This is a genomic window from Pontibacter roseus DSM 17521 (assembly GCF_000373265.1).
In the GTDB taxonomy this organism is placed as follows: Bacteria; Bacteroidota; Bacteroidia; order Cytophagales; family Hymenobacteraceae; genus Pontibacter; species Pontibacter roseus.
The window spans coordinates 1,300,538-1,325,071 of sequence record NZ_KB890761.1 but is presented as its reverse complement, the minus strand read 5'-3'; the positions used below and the strand labels follow the sequence as shown (position 1 = coordinate 1,325,071).

Below are 24,534 nucleotides of genomic sequence, written 5' to 3'. Positions count from 1 at the left end.
AAACATTAATAGAGTTCACAAACAATACAAAAATAGATTTTATTGAATATAACTATATATTAAAAACCTAATTATAACTATTTACATAAATATTCCAAAATCACTATGCTAACCATACCTCCTCCCGCCGCTGCTGGCAAGCCGTGGAACAGAGGGAATAGTTGAGATGGCTAGACAAGGAAAAGACATGGGGGCAGGAGCTCGATACCGAGGTATGGGTCAACATGCCTTGGTGAAAGAAAGTATAAAATAGTACCTTTGCAGCATGCCACCTTTGCACGATACATTATGAGCGCCAGAAGCTTTGAGTTATTGCTTGAGACAGCCTTCGCCCCCGAAAAGCCACACGTTTTCGAGGTGCCAGCAGCCGTCGTTTACCAGAAGCTGGAGCAGGCACTGAAAGCTGCTCGTCCACAGCAAGACAAGCCCTCAGAGGAGCTTGGTTTCCGGTTCGAGATGCTGCGGCTCGGCGTCGCCATCGCCTTTATCAAGGCATATTCGCGGCTAGCCGACAACGAAGGAGCCAAGGAGGTGCTGCAACTGCTGCAGGAGGCTGTCAGGGCCAAGAGCACGCGCGAAATAGACAAGATAATCCAGAAGAAGATAGCGCTTTTCGACACACTCTACCACGAGATATTCGTGAATGAGCAGCGCGAGCATATCCTGGCCCTGTTTGAGCAGACGCTGGACGCCACCTCGAAGGGGGAACTGGACGAGCTGATGCTGGAAGGATTGGAGCTGTTGCAGGAAGTGGACTTTGACGCGCCTCAGGCAGATGAAGACGATGATGAGCCGCTCGACGAGGATTTCCTGAAAAGCATCCAGTAGGGGCTATACCTGCCTACTCCCAGACACATATGGAAATCACGCTGACGACACCAGCCCTGCTCTTCCCGGCTATCTCGCTCTTGCTGCTGGCCTACACCAACCGGTTCATGGCGCTGGCCAACCTCATCCGGAGCCTGAAAAGCCGCTACGCTTCCGCGCCCAACCAACGGGTGTATGGCCAGATTGAGAACCTGCGCATCCGCCTGGTGCTGATTCGCAACATGCAGGGCTTCGGCATCTCCAGCATGTTTGGCTGCGTGTTCTGCATGTTCATCCTATTTGCGGGCTACAACGAGGTGGGGAAGTATGTCTTCGGCCTTAGCCTGCTGCTCCTGATGGTCTCCCTGGCGCTCGCCCTGCGCGAGATACAGATTTCGGTGAAGGCGCTGGAACTGGAACTGAATGACCTGGAAGAGCAAACCGCTGCCTAAGTTGAAAGTTATAAGTTAAGAGTTTATAGTTGTCAAAGGCCCTCTTAACTCACAACTCTCAACACATCACTTTCAACTTTTAACTCACCCAAATGAGTCCCAACCCGAAAAATCTGGCCATAAAGGATTTTGTGTACGAGCTGCCAGATGACCGCATCGCCAAATTCCCGCTGCCGGAACGCGACCAGTCCAAACTGCTGTACTACCACCGCGAAAACATAACCAACTATACCTTCACGGACCTGCCGCAACTGCTGCCACCAGGCTCGTTGCTGGTTTTCAACAATACCAAAGTGGTACAGGCACGCCTGCTCTTTCAGAAAGAGACAGGCGGCATTGTGGAGATTTTCTGCCTGGAGCCGGTGGCCCCTCACCGCGAGGTGCAGTTGGCCATGCAACAGACCGGGGGCTGCACCTGGAAATGCCTGGTGGGCAACAACAAGCGTTGGAAGTCAGGGCCGCTGCAGCTATACTTTGAAGGAGGAGTGGCGACAGCCGAGCGCGAGGCGCAGCAGGATGGGCACTTTCTCATCCGTTTCACGTGGACGCCTGCAGAACTGACTTTTGCCGAAGTGCTGGAACGCTGCGGACGGCTCCCCCTGCCCCCCTACCTGAACCGGGACCTCACCCCCGAAGACCGCACCCGTTACCAGACCATCTATGCCCACCACCAGGGCGCTGTGGCTGCCCCTACCGCTGGGTTGCATTTTACAGACCGGGTAATGGAGCAGCTGCGCGCTAGGGGTACAGACAGCACCTACCTGACCCTGCACGTGGGCGCCGGCACGTTTAAACCTGTGAAGGCCGACACCATGGAGGCACACGAGATGCATGCCGAGCAACTGATGGTTTCAAAAGAGGTGGTGGAGCTGCTGCTGCAGCATTTGGGTAAGCCTGTCATACCTGTGGGCACTACTTCTATGCGAAGCTTGGAGAGCCTGTACTGGCTGGGTACGCTGCTGCTACGGCAACCGGACCTGAAGCCGGAGGAACTGCACGTGACGCAATGGATACCGTATGAAACGGCGACGCCTCCGGCGGCGGCTGAGGCGCTGCAGGCGTTGCTTCATTACATGGACCGACACCACACCGACCACCTGCACGCGAGCACCCAAATCATCATCGCACCAGGCTATACCTTCCGGGTATGCAGTGGCTTGGTCACGAACTTCCACCAGCCTGAAAGCACGCTGCTGCTGTTGGTGGCCGCCTTGATTGGGGAAAACTGGAAACAGGTATACCGCCATGCCATGGACAATGATTACCGCTTCTTGAGCTACGGCGACAGCTCGCTGTTGCTGCCGTAGGTATGGCAACGAACTTCGCAGGAGCTGCGCACGCTGCGAGATTTTGAAAACCTCCCTAGGCTACTTTCTAATCAAAAACAAAAAAGCCTGCCTGGGTATTAACCCGGGCAGGCTTTTTCGTTTAAAGATTTACAAATTACTTCACTGCCTTAGCAGGGCCACCGTCTAGGCCATATTCTGAAATCAGGTATACCAAGGCAGCCATGGAAGCTGCGCCCAGCTGCATTTCGCGGCGGTTGACAGTTTCAAAGGTATCAATGGCGGTATGGTGGTAGTCGAAGTAGCGCTGCGAGTCGGGTCGGAAGCCGATGAGGGCCACAGTGCCCTGCCCCTTCAGTGGGCCAATGTCAGCACCGCCGCCACCACGGGTCAGGTCGTGCAGACCGTAAGGCGTCAGCAGCGATTTCCAGGTGAGCACTTTGGCATACTGGGCATCGTTGCCGTCTATCCCGAAGCCGCGTGGGGTGAAGCCACCTGAATCAGACTCCAGTGCCGCTACGTGCTTCTCTCCTTTGGATTTGGCCACTTCAGCGTACTTGCGGCCACCGCGCAAGCCGTTCTCTTCGTTCATGAACATCACAGCACGGATGGTGCGCTTCGGGCGTATACCCTGCTCCTTGAAAAGGCGCAGCACTTCAATAGACTGCACACAGCCGGTGCCATCGTCATGGGCGCCTTCGCCTACATCCCAGGAGTCCAGGTGACCGCCCACCACAATGATTTCATCAGGCTTCTCAGAGCCTTTTATCTCGCCAATCACGTTGTAGGACAGCACATCCGGACGCGTCTCGCAAGTCATGCGCATGTAGAATTTCAGGTCAGCGTCTTCCTTCAGCAGGGCGCTCAGTTGGTCGGCTCCTTTGGTGCTGATGGCGGCTGCCGGAATTTTCTCCACATCGTCGGCATAGCGGGTGTTGCCGGTGTGGGCTACGTCCTGTATTTCGTTGGCCATGGAGCGCACCAGCACGCCCACCGCACCGAGTTTGGCGGCTGCCACCGGGCCTCCGCCACGCTGGTCTACGGCCCCGCTGTAGGCTGCCATGGTGTGCACATGCCGGTTATCGAAAGCGCGGTTGAAGAAAACGATTTTGCCTTTCACCTTTTTCTTGCCGAGCTTCTCGAGTTCCTCCAGGCTCTGCACTTCCACAACCTGTGCGCTCAGCCCTTGCAGACCAGTGCCTACGGAGCTGCCGAGCGCCAGTATATTCACTTCCTGGCTGCCGTTCCGGCCGCTCAGGATGCGCCCGATTTCCTTGTCGCCGCGCACCCAATAGGGCACCATCACCTCCTGCAGGTATACCCGGTCGAGGCCCATTTTCTCCATCACCTGCCGGCTCCACTCCACAGCAGCGGCGGCCTGCGGCGAACCGCTCAGGCGGGCTCCGATGTTCTTGGTGAGGTAGCGCAGGTTCTCGTAGCTCTCGTGGCTGGTGAGGGCGCTGTCATAGAATTTGCGGATGGTGGTGGAGTCAGCGGTGTAGTTTTCCTGCGCCATGGCCGGAACGGAAGCCAGGAAGGCGGCACCGGCTGCGAAGGCGCGTAGTCTGTGTTTGAATGACATGGTAAGGTGTGATAGCTTGTAAGGGTGAGTAGATTCGTTTGTGACCTTTAATTTAAGAAATCATTTTGAGGTATAGACAACAATTGCCTCAATTCCCGATTACCTACTTCACTTGCAGCACCTTCTGCAAATCCTGCGGCGACAGGGTGAGCATGCCCACTTCCGGCAAGCGCTCGGTCAGCTCTTTCCAGTTCTTGTCTTTCTGGTATACCTCTTTCAGGAGTTTTGTAGCGCCGTTAATGTCGCCATTATTGGCCAGCGTGATGGCGTGCCAATACTTCATTTCGAGGTTGTCGGGAAACATGGCTTCGGCTTTGCCATACTCTTCCATGGCCTTCTCCATCTGCCCCTTCTCTATGGCCAGGTCGCCGTTGTTCATGTGCTCGTAGGCGCGGTATACCTTGAGCAGACGCTCCAATTCATCCAGCGGTTTCGCGTGGTCATCCACCCGCAGGTCGATGGTCTTGTCGTCCCAGGGCTGACCGGAGGCTTTGCCGCGCACCACCACCAACGCCGCCGACTGCTTACCGCGTATGTCGCCTCCCTCCCGCTCGGCGGCCTGCATGGCCAGCAAAACTCTTTCTGCCAATGGCTTGCCCGCGCTGGTCTCAAATGCCTTCGCCATGGCCGGCCATACCTTGTCAGAGAGCATCATGTTGGCCTGTACAGAGAAATCTTTGCCCGTGATGTGGCCGGCGTAGCGGATGCATTGTTTGCCGGTATGCGTCGCCACGCGGCCCTGCGCATCCAGAATGGACACCTGCCGCACCTCGCGGGCCTCGTCATCGGACAGCAGGATATCCAGCGCCTCCTGCGGCGACTTGCCTTCTTTCAACAAAGCAAGCCCGCGCAAGCCAAACGATTTGTTGGTGAAAGACTGCGTCGCCACCACGCCCACGCCCGCCTCTACCCAAGGCACGGCGGTGCCCACCGAGAACCAGTGGCTCTGCACGCCAACGGCCATCTCGCCGGTTTTCGCGTCGCGGGCTACGATTGAATAGGTATGGGCCAGGGGTTCTTCACTTTTGAACACCTGCGCCTGTGCTGAAAAATGTGTCACGGTGAGAAGGAGGGTTAGGATGGAGAATACTTTTTTCATGGGGCGTACTGGGGTTTAAAACATGGAGTTTTAGCTGAAGCTGTTGTTACCTTGAAATTGCCCTTAGTATATCTTCTAAGGCCAGATTATGTTGTTTGAAAAGTTGATTTTTATACCGCACACCCAGCTTATCAAGGATTCTTGTCATGTTGAAGCCAGTAGCGTAAAAGTAACTAGGCGTCTTTGTTGTTAGGTATAGCCATTCATCCTTCTCCAATTTATAATCCTTGAAAGACTTGTAAGCTTGATAAGCTGAATCTGACTTTTGCAATGTAACGTTAGGACGCTTATGAGGAAATCTTTCGTAGAGCTTCTGTTCTACATACCTTGCTGTACCCTCTAGTGTCTCATACGTCTTTTCAGACGCATCAATATCTAGATTTAGTTTCTGAGAAGTTTCATGTCTACGTTTTTTCCTTTCTTCGAAGAAAGCGGAAATCAACCTTTTGGTTTCTTCCCGGTTTTTAGCCTCTAAGGCATGTAGCAATAAGCTATTTTCTCTGTCTATACTTGCTTTGAACCAAGCATGGTCGTTGTAAAGTCCTTTCAGTTTATGTTTCTGAAATGTCGCAACGCTATCCACAAAATAGTCAAGGTAGCCCTTATGCTGGAATTGAAACCCATGAAAATACTCATGGACTACCATCGTTACCCATACCTCTGTTGAAGTCACATCTTTCACGACCTTACGTGTTTCTTCCAGACTGCTGCAATGCATAAAGGGCGCATAATTATCGTAGGCGCTTGAATCGCCAAACGTAAAGTTCACGGCCATATGAAAAGGAATACTATCGAGGCGAGTGCTAGTTTTGTATACCTTTAAATCGCCGTTCTGGAAAACGAGCGCGGGTTTATGTGTCTCTAAAAACCTGCTAGAGGGGTTGGCTATGAAGGAAGAAGAGTCGGTATAGTAAATTAATGGAACATCATATTGCTTTTCATCAAAGCCTGGCCAAATATCCTTTGCTATGGGCGGCTTGAGGCCGTATACGTACGCAATCCTGTCAAACACCAATTGATTTGGGTTATCTAATTTTTTGGTACAGGAGAACACGATGACTGCCAGCAAAGTTAGAATTAGTCTGTGCATTGGTTTCTCAATTCCATTAAGGTGACAATTAATTGGGACTTTTATTGTAAAAGAATCCAAGGTCATTGGCTTACCTCCAGCCAAATAACTCGCCCTTGCCTATCCTTATAAAATTAAAAGCGTTAAATTACACACCAATATACTCAATCTCCTCTTATATAGGGAATTCCCTAGCTTGTTACAACCCATCTTTATTTCCCAAGTATAACATACCAAATTCGGCGCTTAGCATGGTAAAATAACCCGGCGCAAACTGATTTATGAGCAAACCCCTCCACGAGAAAAAACAACAGCGCATGGCCATGCTGATAGATGGCGACAATGCGCAACCAACCCTTATCGTCAAAATACTGGCCGAGGCCGGCAAATACGGACAAACCACCATCCGCCGCATTTACGGCGACTGGACCACCCCACAGATGAACGGCTGGAAAGACTGCCTGAACAACCACGCCATACAGCCCATCCAACAGTTCCGCTATACCGTAGGCAAAAACGCCACCGACAGCGCCATGATTATCGATGCGATGGACCTGCTGCACAGCCACCTGGTAGACGGCTTCTGTATTGTGTCGTCGGACAGTGACTATACCCGATTGGCCACCCGCATCCGGGAGGCGGGCATTTTTGTGATGGGCATCGGCCAGCGCAAAACGCCCAAGCCGTTCGTGAATGCCTGTAACATCTTTATCTACACAGAGAACCTGACTGACGACATTGGCGAGAAGCAAATAGCGGCGGCAGACAAATCCACGCCTAACGGCAAGGAAAATCCAAGGCCTAACCCCGTGCCGATGCTGAAGGAGGCCTTTACGATGGCCGCTGGCGAGGACGGCTGGGCGCACCTGGGGGGCATCGGTACAAGCCTTCGCACCCTGGACCCAGCCTTCGACCCGCGCACGTTCGGGTATAGTCAACTCATACAACTTATCAAGGCGCACAAAGACCTGTTCACTATCCGGAAAGAGGACGACAAAGGCTCATCGGCGGTGTATGTGAAGAGGCGCAGCACCAGCAGGCGTCGCAACAGTACCAAGGAGGCCGGTGCAGCCAAAGAATAGATTCTACGCAAACCAGTAACAAAACGGCCCTTCTTCTGTACTAGCAGAGGAAGGGCCGTTTGATTTTTACAGATGCCGCTTTTAGGTCATTCAGAAAACCCATAACTTACAGTATACTAACCCACTAAACCTTTACACTATGAAAAAAATAACCGTATTGATGGGCCTGCTCTGCCTGTTCATGATGCAGCGCGCCGTGGCGCAGGAGAAGATGCCGTGCTGCGTAAAACCGGCTTCCGCTGAAGCGACTACCCAATTCGCCATGCTGGCCAACGACAAATCCTTTGCGGAGAAACACGAGAACCCGCTCCCCTTCACGCTGCAGAACAAGGCCGGTAAGAAAATAACCTACAAAACCCCAGACGGCAAAACCGCCTCGGCCTACGAAATAAAGGCAGCCAAAAAAACGGATAACTACCTGCTGGTGATACACGAGTGGTGGGGCCTCAACGACTACATCATGCAGGAGGCGGAGCGGTTGCACCGCGAGGTGGGCGATGTGAACGTCATCGCGCTGGACCTGTACGATGGCAAAGTGGCCAAAGAGCGCGAGCAGGCCATGCAGTACGTGCAGGCCGTGGACAATGAGCGGGCCAAAGCCATCATAAACGGTGCTATCGGCTACGCCGGCAGAGACGCAGACATTGCCACCATAGGCTGGTGCTTTGGCGGAGGCTGGTCGCTGCAGGCCGCTTTGCTGGCCGGCGAAGAGGCAAAGGCCGCCGTGATTTACTACGGTATGCCGGAGCGGGACGTGGAGAAACTTAAAAAGCTGGAGGCACCCGTTCTGGGTATTTTCGCCGAACAGGATGGCTCCATCACCCCAGCGATTGTCCAAGAGTTCGAAGCGAAGATGAAGGAGGCTGATAATGATGTCACCATCAAGATGTACGACGCCGTGCACGCGTTCGCCAACCCCAGCAACCCCAAGTATGACAAAGTAGCCGCTGAAAACGCCCATAAGCTGGCTGTGGAGTTCCTGCAGAAACACCTCCTGGACTAGCAGCATCCAAGGCTATACCTGTTTGCCTGCAACACTGATTCGTTCTGTAATTTCTTGACCTATACCTCCATGGCATACCTACCGCAATGGATTTGCCTGGGGTGTGGGTGCTATACCTGAAGACTATGAAGACCATAAATCACCCGCCACCCATTGCCATCACGCCAGACCTGGCGCTGCACGAGGCGCAGGAGTCAGACGCCCCCGCCATGTACCAACTCATTGACGAGCACCGTGCCTACATGCGGGAGTGGCTGCCTTTCATCGACTTCAGTCAGTCTGTAGCAGATACGGAGCTATTTCTGCGCACGGTCACGGCGCCCGGCAACATGCAGGACAAGGTATACACGATTCGCTACCAAGGGCAGATGGCGGGCATCATCGGTTTCAAGGCCATCGACCGTGTGAACAAAAGGCTGGAGATAGGCTACTGGCTAGGCGAGGATTTTCAGGGAAAGGGCATCATGCTGCGGTGCTGTCAGGCGCTGCTGGCACAGGCCTTCGACCACCTGCACATGAACCGCATTCAGATACGGGTGGGCGTAGGCAACCACAAAAGCAGCGCCATACCTAAAAAACTCGGCTTCCAACTGGAAGGTATAGAACGGGCAGGGGAATGGCTGCGGGGCGCGTTCATCGACCTGGAGGTATACAGCCTACTGAAGCGGGAATGGGAGCAGCAGAAAGCCTGATTTACTTTTTTAGCACCTTGTTTACCACTGCCGGTTTTGGCTGTTTCACGTGGCTGCCCAGCAACAACGACAACGGCCTCAGCTCCCTGTGCTTGTCGGCGATAAGCTTGAGGATGGCCAGGAACGGCACGAACAAAATCATGCCGGAGGCTCCCCACAGTATGCCACCCGCCACAATGGCCAGCAGCGTGAACAGCATGTTGACCTGCAACCGGTAGCTCACAGCCCAAGGGAAAATGAGGTTCGCCTCCAGGTACTGCACCACCGAGAACACGATAACCACCCCAAGCGGGTACCACACCGAGTCGTACGTAATCCAGGCTACGGCCATAGGCAGAATAGCCCCGATGGAGATGCCCACATAAGGTATGAACGTCAAGAGAGAGGCCACAATCCCAAAGAAGAAAGCGTGCGGTATACCCAGTAGCAGCAGGCCCAGGCTGTTGAGCAGGCCCACCACGGCGTACACGATGAGCATCCCTTTGATGAAGTTGTAATACGTGGTGATGGTTTCGCGCAGGATGCTGCTGATGGTGCGGTGCTCTGACTTGGGGAACATGGAGAAGAGCGCTGCGGCCAGCTGCTCCCGGTTGTACAGAATGAGCGCGGCATAAAGCGGAATGAGCAGCAGTAACACCACCGACACAGCCGAGGTATAGAGCACCCCCTGCACCACGTTGAAGACTGTGGAAGTCGCGTCTGTCACCAGGCCCTCCATCCAGCTTACCCGCTGCACATCGTCCACCCCGAACTGCTGTTCCAGGTATAGACTCAACTTGCTCCAGGCACCCAATAGCTTTTGCTGCAGCGCAGGCCACTCCTGCCCGAAGTCCAGCATCTGGCGCACCAGGAGCCAGGCCAGCACCCCCACCAGCACGAAGAGGAGCAACAGACAGAACAGGATAGCTCCCCAGCGGGACCAGCCTTTCGTCTCCATCCAACGCACGACAGGGTATAGCACAAAGCTGATGAGCAGCGAGAAGCTGAGCGGAACAAAAAGATTACGCCCAAAGTATAACAGCACCGAAACCAGGACAGTGTACTGCAGCAACTTTAGCCAGTTTACTTTGGGGCTGTTCTCCATAATTGCCTATATTGGACGGTCAGTTGGAATGCACTTTCCCAAGGCCGCTTTCACCCTGACAATATTCCTAAAAATTCCACAAAATCCTAATCGTGAATATCGCTATACCTATGCCCCGAAAGAAGCTGGTCGCAGCTGCTTTGTCCCTTTTTCTGAGCGCTTCCCTTTCCGCTCAGGACCTCACCGCCATCACCCAGGAAGATGCCAGCCGCATCCTCAAGACCCTGAGCGCCGATGACATGCAAGGCCGTGCCACCTTCTCCCCTGGCATTGAGAAGGCCGCTGATTTTATAGAGGAAGAGTTTCACCAGGCGGGCCTTGTTCCGCTCAACGGCAGCAGCTCCAGCCAAGGCCCTTCCTACCGCCAGACTTTTTACGTGTACCGGTTCAAACCCAAGCAGACGGACGTGAAGCTGGCAGGTAAAAAAATAGCGCCGGAAAAGGTGCTGGTCAGCAGTGGGCAGGAGCGCCTGGAGTGGAAGCAGAAGGACAAAAAAGAAATCATCCGTATCAAAGAGGGCGACAACTTCAGAACGGCTTTCATGGAGGCCAACGCCAAGGAGCAGGACGCGCTGGTGCTCATCCACCCGAGCCATGCTGAGGCCTTCAACATGTATAAGAACCGACTGGACCGCGGCAGCATCAAGCGGGAGACAGGCAAAGGGAGCAGCAAGGTATACCTGCTCACCGACCAGACATCGGCCAAAAAATACCAGGTCAAGTTCGAGAACACCGTGGAAAGGCTGGAACTCTCCAACGTGGTGGGCATGATAGAAGGAAAGCGCAAAAACGAATTCGTCGTATTCTCGGGTCACTACGACCACATTGGTATACAGAAGCCCATTGATGGCGACAGCATTGCCAACGGAGCCGACGACGATGCCTCTGGCACCACGGCCGTGATGCTGCTGGCCCGTCACTTCATGGCACAGCCCCAACCCGAGCGTACCCTCATTTTCGCGGCTTTCACTGCCGAGGAGATTGGCGGCCACGGTTCCCGCTACTTTTCTGAGAAGCTCAACCCCGACCAGATTGTGGCCATGTTCAACATCGAGATGGTGGGCAAGCCCTCTAAGTTCGGTCCCAACAGCGCCTACCTCACCGGTTTCGAGAAGTCGGATATGGGTAAGCTGATGCAGAAACGCCTGCAGGGTACCAGCTACAGCATCCACCCAGACCCTTACCCGGAGCAGAACCTGTTCTACCGCTCCGACAACGCCACCCTGGCTCGTTTGGGTGTGCCGGCTCATACGATTTCTTCGGTGCAGATAGACCAGGACAAGACCTACCATACCGTGCAGGATGAGTTCGAACTGCTCGACATGCCGCACTTCACCAGCATGATTAAAGCCATAGCACTGGCAGCCCAAGGCGTGGTTTCCGGCGAGGACACGCCTCTGCGCGTGGACAAGGCGCTGGTGAAGTAAAGAGGCTTGAATGGTATTGCAGCAGGCATTTTGGCGGCTCCGGGTCCAACCACCCCTGCCCCTACTAAGTAGGGGACTCCCCTGTACGAATCCCATCAAGCATTATTGTCATTCACGAAAGGAAGAATCTCACGTCCTACGGGCCGAACATCCAACGCCAGCGCAGATGCGGCTTTTCTGAGGAGAAGGGAACAGAGGAACAACCTAGGTGCAAAATAGTCCGCATCTTTCACCACCGGTTCCCGCTGCGCTCGCACCGGCGGTGGCTATGGTAACAGATTCCTCCTTTCGTCGGAATGACAGAACGGGTGGAATAATGAGAGAGTGGAGTGACAGGTGTTGCAAGGCAAAGGACAGGGAGTAGGTATAGCCTTAACACCCCTCTTACTCCCCTCAAGGGGAGAGTTTCCACAGCAGCCAAGCAGCAGCGGCATCAGCTAGGTGCACCTACTGACGATTTTTTGTTTGAGCGTCAGCGAGTTTAAAATCGTCTTGATTTTTTTGCTTACTTTTTTCATCAAGGAAAAAAGTGAGGCCCCGCCGGCCAGGCGAAGCGATGCAACAACAAAGGTATAGGTATAAAAAGGATAGCAGCTACGAAACAAGATGAACACCATCATAAACCAGAAGGTCCAGCCTGTACCAGGTTGGACCTTCTGGTTTGATATACAATCTGCTATACCTCTAATTCCTCACCGCTATCATCAACCCCAACTCCTTATAACGCATCCCGAACCGCTTGGCGATTTGGGAGTTAGTCAGGCTGCCTTTGTAAATGTACACACCGCTGCGGTAATGCTCATTGGTGAACAGCACCTCGTTGATGCCCCCAAACTTAGAGATTTCGGTGAATATTGGCGTGAAGATGTTGCTCAGCGCGTTAGAGGCCGTTCGGGGAACCCGCGAGGCGATGTTCGGCACACAATAGTGAATGATGTCATACTTGCGGTATACCGGACGGCTGTGCGAAGTCAACTCGGAGGTCTCAAAGCAGCCTCCCTGGTCAATGCACACGTCGATGATGATAGAACCCGGGTTCATCTGGGCCACTACCCCTTCCTCTACCATACAGGCCATACGCCCTTCCTCTGCCACCAGGGCTCCTATCACGACGTCGGCCTGCTTCAGTTCGTTGTACAGGATAGATTTGTCGAGCGTAGAAGTAAAGATTTGTGCCCCGATGTTGTGCTTCAGGCGGCGCAGTTTGTAGATGTGGTTGTCAAACACTTTCACCTCGGCGCCAAGGCCCAGTGCAGCGCGGGCGGCATATTCGGCTACGGTGCCGGCGCCCATGATGACCACTTTGGACGGCGCAACCCCTGTTATACCTCCCAGAATAACGCCCTTGCCATCGTTGCTGCTGCTCAGGAACTCGGCTGCAATCAGCATCACGGAGCTGCCTGCAATCTCGCTCATGGCACGCACCACCGGCTTCGACTCCGACTTGTCGCGAATCAGTTCAAACGAAATGGCGTTGATTTTCTTGCGAAGCAGGGCATTGACATAATCAGCGGTCAGGTTGCCGAAATGGAGGGCCGAAATCAGGGTCTGGCCGGGGCGCAGGAACTCAATCTCGTCGTAAGTAGGCGGCGCGATTTTGAGTACGATGCTGGCCTGGTAAACCTCCTCGGTAGAGTACACGATTTTGGCGCCGGCCTCTGAATAGTCGTTGTCAGAGTATTTGGATGGACTTCCAGCTCCGGTCTCAATCCATATTTTGTGTCCGTGGTCGCACAACTGCTTCACGGCGTCAGGAGTGAGGCCGATACGGTTCTCCTGAAAAGACGACTCCTTGGGGAGCCCGATGAACAGGCTGCGATGGCGCTCCTCCACTGCCAGCATCGACTCCTTTGGGTAAAGGGCAGGGCTGGCTGCCAGTTTTCCTAGCTCAACGGCGAATCTCTCCGTCATATCATACGCGGTTTATAGTCATGGTGCGCTCCTCGCCTTCGGCTGCTGGCTGCAGCGAAACAAGCAGGTAATGCTCCGGCAATAGGTTGGGAATCAGAGAGGGCCACTCAATCAGGCAGGTATGGCCGGAGTCAAAATACTCCAGCGCCCCAATGGCAAGTGCCTCTCGCTCCTCGTTAATCCTATAAAAGTCAAAATGGTAAATTAGGTTCCCGGTGTTGGTCTCGTACTCGTTCACCAAGGCGAAGGTGGGACTGCTTACGTTCTCCTCTACCCCCATTTGGCGGCACAACTCCTTGATAAAGGTGGTCTTGCCGACCCCCATGGGCCCCTCAAACAGTATAACCGGCTCCTGCCGGGACTCCTCTAAAAGCACAGAAGCCGCCGCTGGTAAATCCTCCAACGACGACATCCTGAAACTTGCCTTTTCAACTCCTGTGTTATACATTCTTAGGCGTCAGCGTGACAAAAGGTATGATACACTCCTCCAGTGACACACCTCCATGCTGAAAGGTGTCCTTGTAGTAGTTCACGTAGTAGTTATAGTTGTTTGGGTAGGCGAAGAAGTAGTCCTCAATCGCAAACACAAACGTAGTGGAAACATTGGCTTTTGGCAAGAAAAATCGCTCTGGCTTTCGTACTGTGAATACGTCCTTATCGGTATAGCCCAGGTTCTTACCGTGCTTATACCGGAGGTTGGTGTTCGTCTGCCTGTCACCGATGATTTTGAAAGGCCTTTTCACCCGGATGGTGCCGTGGTCGGTGGTGATGATGAGGCGGGCCTTGCGGTCGGCTATCAGCTTCAGCGTCTCAAACAGGGGCGAGTGAATGAACCAGGATTTGGTGATGGAGCGGTAGGCCGACTCATCCGGGGCCAGTTCGCGCACCATGTTGCTGTCGGTCCGGGCATGTGACAACATGTCCACGAAGTTGTAGACAATCACATTGAGCTTGTTGTTGTCGAGGTTGTTGAACTTGCCTATCAGGTCCTTGCCGGCAGCCGGATTGGTGATTTTGTGGTAGCTGTGCTTGTCGGTGATGCGGTTCTGCTGCAGTTGTATCTCCAGAAAATCCGGCTCGTTCAGGTTCTTGCCCTCCTCCTCATCGTCGCTCACCCACAGGTTCGGGTACTTCTTAACGATTTCGGTTGGCATCATACCTGAGAAAATGGCATTCCGGGCATAGGCCGTGGTGGTAGGCAGGATAGAGTAATACATCTCCTCCGAGTCTACGGTAAAATAGTCAGAAATGAGCGGCTCCAACACCTTCCACTGGTCGTAGCGCAGGTTGTCAATCAGCAGAAAGAAGACCGGCTTGTCCGATTCCTTCATCATAGGTATGACACGCTCTTTGAACAGTTGGTGCGACATCAGCGGCGCATCGTCCGAATCCTTGTTAATCCAGTCTTCATAATTGTCCATGATGAACTTGGCAAAGTTGGAGTTGGCCTCGTCTTTCTGCATGTTGATGACATCGGCCATGCTCTTGTTCTCCGTCTCGTCTATCTCCAACTCCCAGAATACCAGCTTTTTGTAGATATCAGCCCACTCGCCCGGACTCAGGCGCTCGCCAAAGGCCATGCCCAGCTGGCGGAAATCGCGCTGGTAGCTCGAATTGGTTCGCTCCGACACCAGGCGCTTGTTCTCCAGCACCTTCTTCACGGACAACAGTATCTGATTGGGGTTGAGCGGCTTGATAAGGTAATCGGTTATTTTGGCCCCAATGGCCTCCTCCATGATATGCTCTTCCTCGCTCTTGGTAATCATAATCACAGGCATGGCCGGGCGGATGGTCTTTATCTCGTTCAGGGTCTCCAATCCGCTGATGCCGGGCATGTTCTCATCCAGGAACACCACGTCGTAGCCCTGCTCCTGCACCTTCTCGATGGCATCGGCGCCACTGTTCACAGGGGTGATGTCGTAGCCCCTCTCCTCCAGGAAAAGAATGTGTGGCTTGAGCAGGTCGATTTCGTCATCGGCCCATAAAATCGTATATCTTTGCATAGTTTTATTTGGTTGCGTGCTTACGGCTAATTGGCTTGTCAGTTAAATGGTTGTAAAGCGAAAACTGGTTCTTTCGTGCAGTTTCACTGGGTAGTGGTACTATAAGTTTACTGTAGCCTGCGCGTTAGGTTACCTCATACCTACGTATTCAACCGCATGTGGTCTGCATTGGTGCTGCGCTGAACAACTCATTACTGAATAGCAATTTAACGATTAAAAACCTCGGTTCTCTGTGAATAAGAAAAAAATATTGAACGACCCGGTTTACGGCTTCATCACGGTGCCGACCGAATTGCTGTTCGACATCATAGACCACCCTTACTTCCAGCGCCTGCGCCGCATCAAGCAATTAGGCCTTACCGAGATGGTATACCCGGGGGCTTTGCATACCCGTTTTCACCACGCCCTAGGCGCCATGCACCTCATGAACACGGCCCTGCAGACGCTGCGCAGCAAGAACAACGAGATATCCGACGCGGAGTTTGAGGCTTCGCTCATCGCCATCCTGCTGCACGATATCGGCCACGGTCCCTTTTCCCATGCTCTGGAGACGGCCATTTTCCAGGAGGTGCACCACGAACACTTGTCGCTGCACATCATGCACCTGCTCAACGAGGCCTTTGGGGGCAAATTGAGCCTGGCCATCCAAATATTCACTGATACCTATGAGCGCCGGTTCTTCCACCAACTCGTCTCCAGCCAGCTGGACGTGGACCGTCTCGACTACCTCAACCGCGACAGCTTCTATACCGGGGTATACGAGGGAAAGATAGGCGCCGACCGCATCATCAAGATGCTGGACGTGGCCAACGACAAGTTGGTAGTGGAAGAGAAGGCCATCTACAGCATCGAGAACTTTTTGGTGAGTCGCCGCCTCATGTACTGGCAGGTATACCTGCACAAAACCGTTATCAGCGCCGAGAACATGGTGCTGCGCACGGTGCAGCGAGCCCGCGAGCTGCTGCAACAAGGTATAGAAGTGCCAGCCAGCCCCTGCCTGACCTTCTTCCTGTCCTCCAACCTTACCATGCAGGACTTCCTATCAGACAACACCATCCTGGAGCGTTTTGTATCGCTTGACGACCACGACGTATGGAGCGGCATTAAGCAATGGGCCTCTCACCCCGACCCTATCCTCTCCTACCTGTCCACGAACATACTGCACCGCAGGCTGTTCAAGGTGATAATAGCAAGCAAACCGATTGACGAGGAAATGATGCTAGGTATAAGTGAGTTGGTGCAGGAGCGATTCCATGTGACCCCGGAAGAAGTAAAATACCTGATGATATCGGGCAAAATCAGCAACAACGCCTACCAGGCGGAGGGCCAGTCCATTGACATGCTCACCAAAACGGGTTACGTGATGAATATTGCCGATGCCTCTGACCTACCTAACATACAGGCTCTGAGCAATAAAGTGGAGAAGTATTATGTCTGCTACCCGAAAGAGGTGGCGGCTCTTTAGTTCCTTTCTTTAGGTTATATCCGGCAAGGTATACCTTCGCCTATACCTGAATTAGCGCATCTGATTTTAGGGGAATCTGCATGGTGTTTGCTTCGCTTCCCCACAATCTAGTGGCGGAATGTGGCGGTGCTGCCCGAAGTTTTTGTTAAGTTTGCGCCCCCAAAGCATTAGCACATTTAATTTTTTGCTCTAATTTTACAAGATGGAATTTACTGTTCAACAGATTGCGGACCTATTGCAGGGCAAGGTTGAGGGAGACAATTTAGTAAAGGTCAGCACATTAGCCAAAATAGAGGAGGCCACTTCGGGTGCCCTTGCATTTCTGTCTAATCTGAAATACGAATCCTATTTATATACCACCGGAGCAAGCGCTGTCATTGTTTCCGATACGTTAGAGCTCAAAAAACCGGTTTCCGCTACGCTCATCCGTGTAGGGGACCCCTACTCCGGTTTCTCCACCTTGCTAGCTTACTACCAGCAGGCTGTCCTGGCCTCCAAGACAGGCGTTGAGGAACCATGCTTCCTGGGCGCAGGCAGCACCATCGGCCAGAACCATTACCGCGGTGCCTTCTCCTACATTGGGCAGAACTGCCAGATAGGTGAGAACGTGCGCATCTACCCGCAGGCCTACATAGGTGACAACGTGAAGATTGGCGACAACACCACCATTTTTGCAGGGGCCAAGCTATACGCCAACACCGTAGTAGGCAGCAATTGCACCATACATGCCGGGGTTGTGCTTGGAAGTGATGGCTTTGGGTTCGCGCCGCAGCCGGACGGCAGCTACAAAGCCGTACCGCAAATAGGCAACGTGGTGCTGGAAGACAACGTGAACATCGGCGCCAATACCACCATCGACTGCGCCACCATGGGCTCCACCATCATCCGCAAAGGCACCAAGATTGACAACCTGGTACAGATAGCACACAATGTGGAGGTTGGCCAGCATACGGTCATCGCCTCCCAGACCGGCATCTCCGGTTCAGCCAAAATCGGCAACAACTGTGTGATTGCGGGACAGGTAGGTATAGTAGGCCACATCAACATTGCCGACAAAACCACGATAGGCGCGCAATCGGGTGTATCTAAATCTGTTAAGGAAACCGGAACCATTATTCAAGGTTCCCCGGCATTCGACTACAAGCAGAATCTCAAAGCCATCACAGTGTTCCGCAAACTCCCAGACCTGCAGCGCGTTCTGGACGAACTCAAGGAAAGAAAGTAACCCCTTATCATACCTGCTGTCTGTCAAATAAAAAATTGGCAGGCAGTGTATAAAGTCTTAAGTTTGCAGGCGCAATGTATGTAGCACCTGTGACTCAGCCTGTAAACTGAAACCCACAGTGCTCTCCTGCGCTGCTAGGAAAAACATTTATAAATTAATGAATTATAAACAGCACACCATCAAGGCTCCGGTTACCGTATCGGGCGTTGGTTTGCACACAGGTGTTGTGTCCAACATGACCTTCAAGCCTGCTGCTGCCAACCACGGCTACAAGTTCCAGCGCATTGACCTGCCTGGTCAGCCCATTGTGAATGTAGACGTGGAAAACGTAGTGGACCTTTCCCGCGGCACCACCATCGAGCAGAATGGCGCACGGGTGAATACGGTTGAGCATACCCTGGCGGCGCTGGTTGGCTTGCAGGTAGATAACGTGCTGATTGAACTGGACGGTCCAGAACCTCCTATCATGGATGGCTCTTCCATCGAGTTCGTGAAGGCACTGCTATCTGTGGGGCTGCAGGAGCAGAATGCCCTGCGCAACTACTTTGAGATAACAGAAGGCATCAGCTATAAAGACGACAAGCGTGGCGTGGAAATCGCCGCACTGCCACTCGACGACTACCGCCTCACCGTGATGGTGGACTATAACTCCCCTGTTCTGGGCAGCCAGCATGCTTCTATCACAGACATGAGCCAGTTTGAGGAGCAGATTGCTCCTTGCCGCACGTTCTGCTTTCTGCACGAACTAGAGGCGCTCTATAAGCAGAACCTGATTAAAGGTGGCGATTTGAACAACGCCATCGTGATTGTGGACCGTGTAGTGGAAGACGGTGAACTTACCTACCTGGCCGACCTGCTGGGCAAGCAGAAAGTAACCGTAGAAGAAGAAGGCATCCTGAACAACACGGAGCTTCGCTTCCGAAACGAGCCGGCCCGCCATAAGCTGCTGGACCTGATGGGTGACCTTGCCCTTATTGGCCGCCCTATCAAAGGACAGATTCTGGCTGCTCGTCCGGGACATGCCGCCAACATCGCGTTTGCACGCCGTGTCAAGAGACTGATTCAGGAGGCTTCTATCAAAAACGTACCTACCTACGACCCGAAGAAGCCACCGGTGATGGACATTAACCAGATTGCGGCCACACTGCCGCACCGGTACCCTTTCCTGCTGATAGATAAAATCATACACCTAGACGAAACCACGGTGACGGGCGTTAAGAACGTGACCATGAACGAGCCTTTCTTCCAGGGCCACTTCCCTGGCAACCCCGTGCTGCCAGGCGTGATTCAGATTGAGGCTATGGCGCAAACGGGTGGCATCCTGGTGCTCAACACGGTGGAAAACCCAGAGGACTACTGGACTTATTTCCTAGGTATAGACCGCTGCCGCTTCAAGCGCAAGGTGATTCCTGGCGATACAATTATTTTCAAATGTGAATTGCTTGCCCCTGTGAAGCGGGGCATTGCCAAGATGTCTGGCCAGGCATTTGTGAATGGCCAGTTGGTGATGGAGGCAGAGATGTCAGCAAGTATAGTAAAGAAAGACGCATGANCCAGCCGTTAGCATACATCCACCCCGAGGCTAAAATCGCCCAGAATGTGGTAGTAGAGCCTTTTTCGACCATCTACAAGAACGTAGAGATTGGAGAGGGCACCTGGATTGGCCCCAATGTGACCATCATGGAAGGAGCCCGCATTGGCAAGAATTGCAAAATCTACCCGGGAGCCGTTATCTCCTCTGTGCCGCAGGACCTCAAGTTCGCTGGCGAGGAGACGACCGCCATCATCGGAGACAATACAGTTATCCGGGAGTGTGTGACGGTGAGCCGTGGCACCATCGACAAGATGAAGACTGTGATTGGCAGCAACTGCCTGATTATGTCATATGCCCACATTGCGCACGACTGCATCGTGGGCGACAACTGCATTGTGGTGAATGCCGTGCAGATGGCAGGCCACGTGGAGATGGGGGATTACGCCATCATCGGTGGTTCGAGCGCGGTGCACCAGTTCGTTAAAATCGGGGCGCACGCCATGGTTTCAGGCGGTTCGTTGGTGCGCAAAGACGTGCCTCCTTATGTAAAGGCCGCCCGTGAGCCACTTACCTACGCTGGTATCAACTCCATTGGGCTGCGTAGAAGAGGCTTCAACAGCGAGCAGATAAACGAAGTGCAGCAGATATACCGCATCCTGTTCATGAACGGCCTCAACAACACCGAGGCGCTGGACAAAATAGAACTGGAGCTGGCGCCAAGCCGCGAGCGCGACGAGATTCTGAACTTCGTGCGCAACTCAGGCCGTGGCATCATCAAGAGCTACTTTGCAAAAGATGCAAATTAACCTAAGCAATTTAGGTAAACGATACAACTACGAGTGGATTTTCCGGAACCTGACCTATACCTTGGAGTCAGGCACCTCTTATGCCATTTTGGGGCATAACGGTTCCGGGAAATCCACTCTTCTTACTGTTATAGCCGGCCACAACCTGCACAGCGAAGGTGACATTACCTATCTGCTGGACGGCAGCCCTGTGGCCCCTGAAAAAGCTTACCGGCAGCTGTCCCTCACGGCGCCATACCTGGAGTTGGTGGAGGAACTCACCCTGCTGGAGATGCTGGCTTTCCATACCCGCTTCAAGCCCCTCCGTGGCAACCTCTCCCACATAAATTTGGTGGAGCGGATGGGCCTTCAGAAATCGCGCAACAAGTTCGTCAAAGACTTCTCCTCAGGCATGAAACAGCGCCTGAAGCTGGGCCTGGCCATCTACTCCGACACGCAGCTGTTGATTCTGGATGAGCCCACAACCAATCTGGACCAGGAAGGTATAGCCTGGTATCAGGAGCATGTGGAGCAGAACAAGGCCGGCCGATTGATTATTGTCGGCTCCAACATAGCCCACGAGTACAGTTTCTGCGAACAGCACCTCTACATCACGGATTACCATGCGCCAACGCGGCAGGCGAAAAGCCGCCTGGATGCGGACACGTGAGCAGGTATAGGCGCAAACACATAAGGATTTTAGCGGAAGCAGTACCAAATTAGAGCGAAGCTCCCTAAATTTGCCATACATATACTTAACCAGACACCATGGGAAGAGCATTTGAATTCAGAAAAGCCCGCAAGTTCAAGCGTTGGGACAAAATGTCGAAGGCGTTTACGCGCCTGGGCAAAGAGATAGTGATGGCGGTGAAAGAAGCTGGTCCTAACCCGGAAACCAACTCCCGACTCCGTACGGCCATCCAAAACGCGAAAGGCGTGAACATGCCGAAGGACCGGGTAGAAGCGGCCATCAAACGTGCCTCTTCCAAAGAAGAGAAAGACTACGAAGAAGTAGTATATGAGGGCTATGGTCCGCATGGTATCGCTATTCTGGTTGAAACTGCCACAGACAACATCAACCGCACCATCGCCAATATGCGTGTTTACTTCTCGCGTGCAGGCGGTGCCGTAGGAAAAACCGGCTCGCTGGACTTTATATTCACCCGCAAAGGCATTTTCAAGATAGCGTCCGAAGGACTTGACATCGAAGAGCTGGAACTGGAGCTGATTGACGCCGGCGCAGACGACATTTACGAGCATGAGGGTGAAATCATTGTGGAGACCGCCTTCACAGACTTCGGAGCGATGCAGAAAACCTTGGAGGAGAAGGGCCTAAACGTAATCAGCGCCGAGCTGCAGCGCATCCCTAACACCCGCACTGAACTGACAGACGAGCAGGCAGAGGAGATAGAGAACCTGGTGGAGAAGATTGAGGAAGACGACGACGTACAGGCTGTGTATCACAACATGGCATAACTCCCAAGCTACGAACAAAGTATAGGAAAGGCTGTCAGGCAAATGCTTGGCAGCCTTTTTATTTGGTTCTTCTTGTAACGGTACTTTGTTTCGGCCCTAAACCAATCCCATACCCTCAGTTATGCTACTCTACATCTTGTTCATACTTGGTTTCGTGTTTTTGATAGCAGGAGCAGACATGTTGGTTTCAGGCGCCTCTTCGCTGGCCAAGCGTTACAATGTGTCGGACATGGTGGTGGGGCTGACTATCGTTTCTTTCGGCACCTCGCTCCCCGAGCTCATTATCAACATCCTATCAAGTGTACAAGGGCAATCTGAGCTAGCCATTGGCAACGTGTTTGGCAGCAACGTGGCCAACCTGTTGCTCATCATTGGCATCACGGCCATCATTTGTCCACTTCCCATCAGGCGTAATACCATCCTCACCGAAATCCCCTTTTCCCTTATTGCCACGCTCTTGGTAGGTTTTTTGGCCAATGCCGTGCTGTTTGGCGACAAGACCAGCCTCTACATCAGCCGGGCAGATGGAGGTATACTCCTCTTCTTCTTCGTGCTGTTCATGGCCTACATCTACAACATCGCCAGGACCAACAAAGACGAAGTGCTGCCGGAGGAGGGAGTGGCCATGATGCCTATACCTAAGTCTGTCCTGTACATAGTGCTGGGAGCTATTGGGTTGTTCCTGGGAGGCAAATGGGTGGTAGACGGCGCCGTGAGCATCGCGCAGTACTTTGGCCTCAGCGAGTCTTTCATTGGACTGACGGTAGTGGCAATAGGTACCTCACTTCCTGAATTGGTTACGTCCGCTATGGCCGCTTTCAGGCGCAACATCGATATTGCAGTGGGCAACGTGATTGGTTCCAATATTTTCAACCTACTCTGGATACTAGGTTTAAGCGCCCTTATCAACCCGCTGCCCTTCAATGTGGTGAGTAACTTCGATATCATGATGATGATTTTCGCGAGCACATTGCTGGTGCTGGTCATCCCCTTGGGCAAGAAAAACAACATTGACCGCTGGAACGGCGTGTTCTTCCTGTTGGTGTACATTGGCTACATTGTGTTTCTGGTGCAAAGGGGATGAGAGAGTTTGGGTTGAGGAGTTATCAGGTTAACCTTTAAAGTGTTTAATAAACGGGGAAGGCCCGGCATGAATGCCGAGCCTTCCCCGTGAGAAGCCTTTTACCCCTAATTCTTTAACTCCTCAACTTCTAATAGTTCCAGGGGTATAGCTCTGGTTCCTTGGCACCCCGTGTTTTCATGTGGAGCGGGTGCACACCTTCGGTTTCGTCAAAGTACAGGAAGGCGTCGTAACGCTCGGGTATGATGGTGGGTACATAGTTGCCGAACTGCTCAAACTTGGGGTCATACACCACCCCGATGGCCCGGTGTGCGATGTGCTGTTGCAGCTCTGGCACGCTCCGGAGGTCTTTTGATAGAATGATTTTGTCGTCGGTGCTCATTTCGTGCAGCATGTACTCCCAACTCCCTTTGCGGGCAGGAGGCACCTCCATCTTCTGCATGGGCGCTCCCCAGGATTTGCCCGCTATCACGGTGCCCTGGTAGGTACCAAAACCCACAAGTTTCACCTGCTCCCGGCCATATTTTTCCCTGGCCAGCTGCCCGATGTTATACATGCCGTCGTTGGCCATATCGGTATAGCTGGCATCACCAATGTGCGTGTTGTGCTCCCAAACAATGGCCTTAGAGTTTGGCCCATGGAAGTCGAGCAGCCGGTCCAGTGTCTCCATCATGTGGGTATCCCGCACGTTCCAGGAGTTGGCGCCGCCCCTAATCATGGCCCGGTAGTACTTCTCGGCATTGACAGCGACCAGCGCGTTTTGGGTGGCGCTGAACTCATGCTCTGGGTCGTCGGGATAGATGGGCCGTTTAGACACCTGCTCCAACAGGCGCACCACCTCCTCCTCACAATCCGTGGGCACGAAGGCAGTGGCTTGGGCATAGGTCTGCGGGTCTCGGTTGAAGGGTTCGAAGCACTGCACCGCGTGTCGGGCCGCTTCTGCCGCCTTCCCGTTCTTCTGTTCCATATATTTGAGTACCTGCTCCAGCGATTCCCACAGGCTGTACACATCCAGTCCATAGAAGCCTGCTTTCTCGTTTACGTTACGGAGGTGGTTGAAATCGCGTATCCACTCCACCAGGGCCGCCACCTCCCAGTTGGCCCACATCCAGGTTGGCCAACGGCGGTATACCTCCAGCACCTCGGCTATCTTGCGTCCTGAGTTCTGGTAGCCCTTCACGAAGCGGTTCACGGCATAGCACTCCGGCCAGTCCCCTTCCACCGCTATAAAGTTGAACCCCTTGTCCTCAACCAGCCTCCGCGAGATGGCTGTGCGCCAGGTATAGTATTCAGAGGTGCCATGCGAGGCCTCTCCCAGCATGACGATGCGTGCATCCCCAATCTCCTCAATCAGGATATCCAAATCCTTCTCTTTGGTGATGGGGCTATATTTAAACAGTTTGTTTTCCATAAGTGGGAGCAGTTAAACTACTAGGTAGCTGAGAACTAAAAATTTGCTGTATTGTACTTT

22 protein-coding genes are annotated in these 24,534 nt (G+C 53.2%); 14 read left to right on the top strand and 8 right to left on the bottom strand.

The window, feature by feature from the left end:
• The first annotated feature begins 288 nt into the window (after positions 1-288).
• The 3 genes from B051_RS0106145 to B051_RS0106135 all read left to right on the top strand — a co-directional run bounded on the left by B051_RS0106145 (position 289) and on the right by B051_RS0106135 (position 2,566).
• Positions 289-828: a hypothetical protein gene (locus B051_RS0106145; RefSeq protein ID WP_033316653.1), complete on the top strand. Its 540-nt coding sequence runs from the start codon at positions 289-291 to the stop codon at positions 826-828.
• Between the two features lie 29 nt (positions 829-857).
• Entirely contained in the window at positions 858-1,259 is a 402-nt protein-coding gene (locus B051_RS0106140) for a DUF2721 domain-containing protein (protein ID WP_018477307.1), read from the top strand.
• 92 nt (positions 1,260-1,351) lie between these two features.
• Positions 1,352-2,566 carry an S-adenosylmethionine:tRNA ribosyltransferase-isomerase gene (locus tag B051_RS0106135; RefSeq protein WP_018477306.1) on the top strand — a complete coding sequence of 405 codons (1,215 nt, stop codon included), beginning with the start codon at positions 1,352-1,354 and terminating at the stop codon, positions 2,564-2,566.
• 136 nt (positions 2,567-2,702) lie between these two features.
• Here the strand turns inward: B051_RS0106135 and B051_RS0106130 are convergent, their stop codons facing one another.
• From B051_RS0106130 to B051_RS0106120, 3 genes are all read right to left on the bottom strand, one after another.
• A complete protein-coding gene (locus tag B051_RS0106130) occupies positions 2,703-4,127 on the bottom strand; it encodes a M20/M25/M40 family metallo-hydrolase (protein ID WP_018477305.1) in 1,425 nt (474 codons plus the stop codon).
• Between the two features lie 103 nt (positions 4,128-4,230).
• Positions 4,231-5,226: a DUF1028 domain-containing protein gene (locus B051_RS0106125; RefSeq protein WP_018477304.1), complete on the bottom strand. Its 996-nt coding sequence runs from the start codon at positions 5,224-5,226 to the stop codon at positions 4,231-4,233.
• 46 nt (positions 5,227-5,272) lie between these two features.
• Positions 5,273-6,295 carry a hypothetical protein gene (locus B051_RS0106120; RefSeq protein ID WP_157578531.1) on the bottom strand — a complete coding sequence of 341 codons (1,023 nt, stop codon included), beginning with the start codon at positions 6,293-6,295 and terminating at the stop codon, positions 5,273-5,275.
• Positions 6,296-6,576: 281 nt separating this feature from the next.
• Between B051_RS0106120 and B051_RS0106115 the strand changes: the two genes are divergently transcribed.
• From B051_RS0106115 to B051_RS0106105, 3 genes are all read left to right on the top strand, one after another.
• Entirely contained in the window at positions 6,577-7,377 is an 801-nt protein-coding gene (locus B051_RS0106115) for an NYN domain-containing protein (RefSeq protein ID WP_018477302.1), read from the top strand.
• 139 nt (positions 7,378-7,516) lie between these two features.
• The gene (locus tag B051_RS0106110; RefSeq protein WP_018477301.1) at positions 7,517-8,380 is read left to right on the top strand and encodes a dienelactone hydrolase family protein; all 864 of its coding nucleotides are present in this window, start codon (positions 7,517-7,519) and stop codon (positions 8,378-8,380) included.
• Positions 8,381-8,505: 125 nt separating this feature from the next.
• Positions 8,506-9,072: a GNAT family N-acetyltransferase gene (locus B051_RS0106105; RefSeq protein WP_033316745.1), complete on the top strand. Its 567-nt coding sequence runs from the start codon at positions 8,506-8,508 to the stop codon at positions 9,070-9,072.
• A gap of 1 nt (position 9,073) precedes the next feature.
• Here the strand turns inward: B051_RS0106105 and B051_RS0106100 are convergent, their stop codons facing one another.
• Positions 9,074-10,156: an AI-2E family transporter gene (locus B051_RS0106100; RefSeq protein WP_018477299.1), complete on the bottom strand. Its 1,083-nt coding sequence runs from the start codon at positions 10,154-10,156 to the stop codon at positions 9,074-9,076.
• Positions 10,157-10,266: 110 nt separating this feature from the next.
• On the opposite strand from B051_RS0106100, the gene B051_RS0106095 reads away from it, so the two are divergent.
• The gene (locus tag B051_RS0106095) at positions 10,267-11,583 is read left to right on the top strand and encodes a M20/M25/M40 family metallo-hydrolase (RefSeq protein WP_018477298.1); all 1,317 of its coding nucleotides are present in this window, start codon (positions 10,267-10,269) and stop codon (positions 11,581-11,583) included.
• 684 nt (positions 11,584-12,267) lie between these two features.
• On the opposite strand, the gene B051_RS0106090 is transcribed toward B051_RS0106095, so the two are convergent.
• The 3 genes from B051_RS0106090 to porX are packed head-to-tail and all read right to left on the bottom strand — an operon-like array spanning position 12,268 to position 15,497.
• On the bottom strand, positions 12,268-13,494 hold the full coding sequence (locus tag B051_RS0106090; RefSeq protein ID WP_018477297.1) for an alanine dehydrogenase: 1,227 nt from the start codon (positions 13,492-13,494) through the stop codon (positions 12,268-12,270).
• 1 nt (position 13,495) lies between these two features.
• Positions 13,496-13,942: a tRNA (adenosine(37)-N6)-threonylcarbamoyltransferase complex ATPase subunit type 1 TsaE gene (gene tsaE / locus B051_RS0106085; protein ID WP_245539587.1), complete on the bottom strand. Its 447-nt coding sequence runs from the start codon at positions 13,940-13,942 to the stop codon at positions 13,496-13,498.
• The gene (porX, locus tag B051_RS0106080) at positions 13,935-15,497 is read right to left on the bottom strand and encodes a T9SS response regulator signal transducer PorX (protein WP_018477295.1); all 1,563 of its coding nucleotides are present in this window, start codon (positions 15,495-15,497) and stop codon (positions 13,935-13,937) included. Before porX ends, tsaE begins: the two co-directional genes overlap by 8 nt.
• 232 nt (positions 15,498-15,729) lie before the next feature.
• Here porX and B051_RS0106075 point away from each other — a divergent pair, with 232 nt between their 5' ends.
• From B051_RS0106075 to B051_RS0106045, 7 genes are all read left to right on the top strand, one after another.
• Entirely contained in the window at positions 15,730-16,962 is a 1,233-nt protein-coding gene (locus B051_RS0106075) for an HD domain-containing protein (protein WP_018477294.1), read from the top strand.
• Positions 16,963-17,164: 202 nt separating this feature from the next.
• Entirely contained in the window at positions 17,165-18,187 is a 1,023-nt protein-coding gene (gene lpxD, locus B051_RS0106070; protein WP_018477293.1) for a UDP-3-O-(3-hydroxymyristoyl)glucosamine N-acyltransferase, read from the top strand.
• Positions 18,188-18,344: 157 nt separating this feature from the next.
• Positions 18,345-19,739: a bifunctional UDP-3-O-[3-hydroxymyristoyl] N-acetylglucosamine deacetylase/3-hydroxyacyl-ACP dehydratase gene (locus B051_RS0106065; RefSeq protein ID WP_018477292.1), complete on the top strand. Its 1,395-nt coding sequence runs from the start codon at positions 18,345-18,347 to the stop codon at positions 19,737-19,739.
• Positions 19,736-20,527, top strand: coding sequence for an acyl-ACP--UDP-N-acetylglucosamine O-acyltransferase (gene lpxA, locus B051_RS0106060; protein ID WP_018477291.1), 792 nt, complete (start codon positions 19,736-19,738; stop codon positions 20,525-20,527). The genes B051_RS0106065 and lpxA overlap by 4 nt, the downstream gene beginning before the upstream one ends.
• The gene (locus B051_RS0106055; protein ID WP_018477290.1) at positions 20,517-21,176 is read left to right on the top strand and encodes an ABC transporter ATP-binding protein; all 660 of its coding nucleotides are present in this window, start codon (positions 20,517-20,519) and stop codon (positions 21,174-21,176) included. Before lpxA ends, B051_RS0106055 begins: the two co-directional genes overlap by 11 nt.
• 98 nt (positions 21,177-21,274) lie before the next feature.
• Complete coding sequence (locus B051_RS0106050) at positions 21,275-21,982, top strand: YebC/PmpR family DNA-binding transcriptional regulator (protein ID WP_018477289.1); 708 nt, start codon at positions 21,275-21,277, stop codon at positions 21,980-21,982.
• A 121-nt stretch (positions 21,983-22,103) separates the two neighbouring features.
• Positions 22,104-23,066: a calcium/sodium antiporter gene (locus B051_RS0106045; RefSeq protein WP_018477288.1), complete on the top strand. Its 963-nt coding sequence runs from the start codon at positions 22,104-22,106 to the stop codon at positions 23,064-23,066.
• 127 nt (positions 23,067-23,193) lie between these two features.
• On the opposite strand, the gene B051_RS0106040 is transcribed toward B051_RS0106045, so the two are convergent.
• The gene (locus tag B051_RS0106040) at positions 23,194-24,474 is read right to left on the bottom strand and encodes an erythromycin esterase family protein (protein ID WP_018477287.1); all 1,281 of its coding nucleotides are present in this window, start codon (positions 24,472-24,474) and stop codon (positions 23,194-23,196) included.
• Between the last annotated feature and the right edge of the window lie 60 nt (positions 24,475-24,534).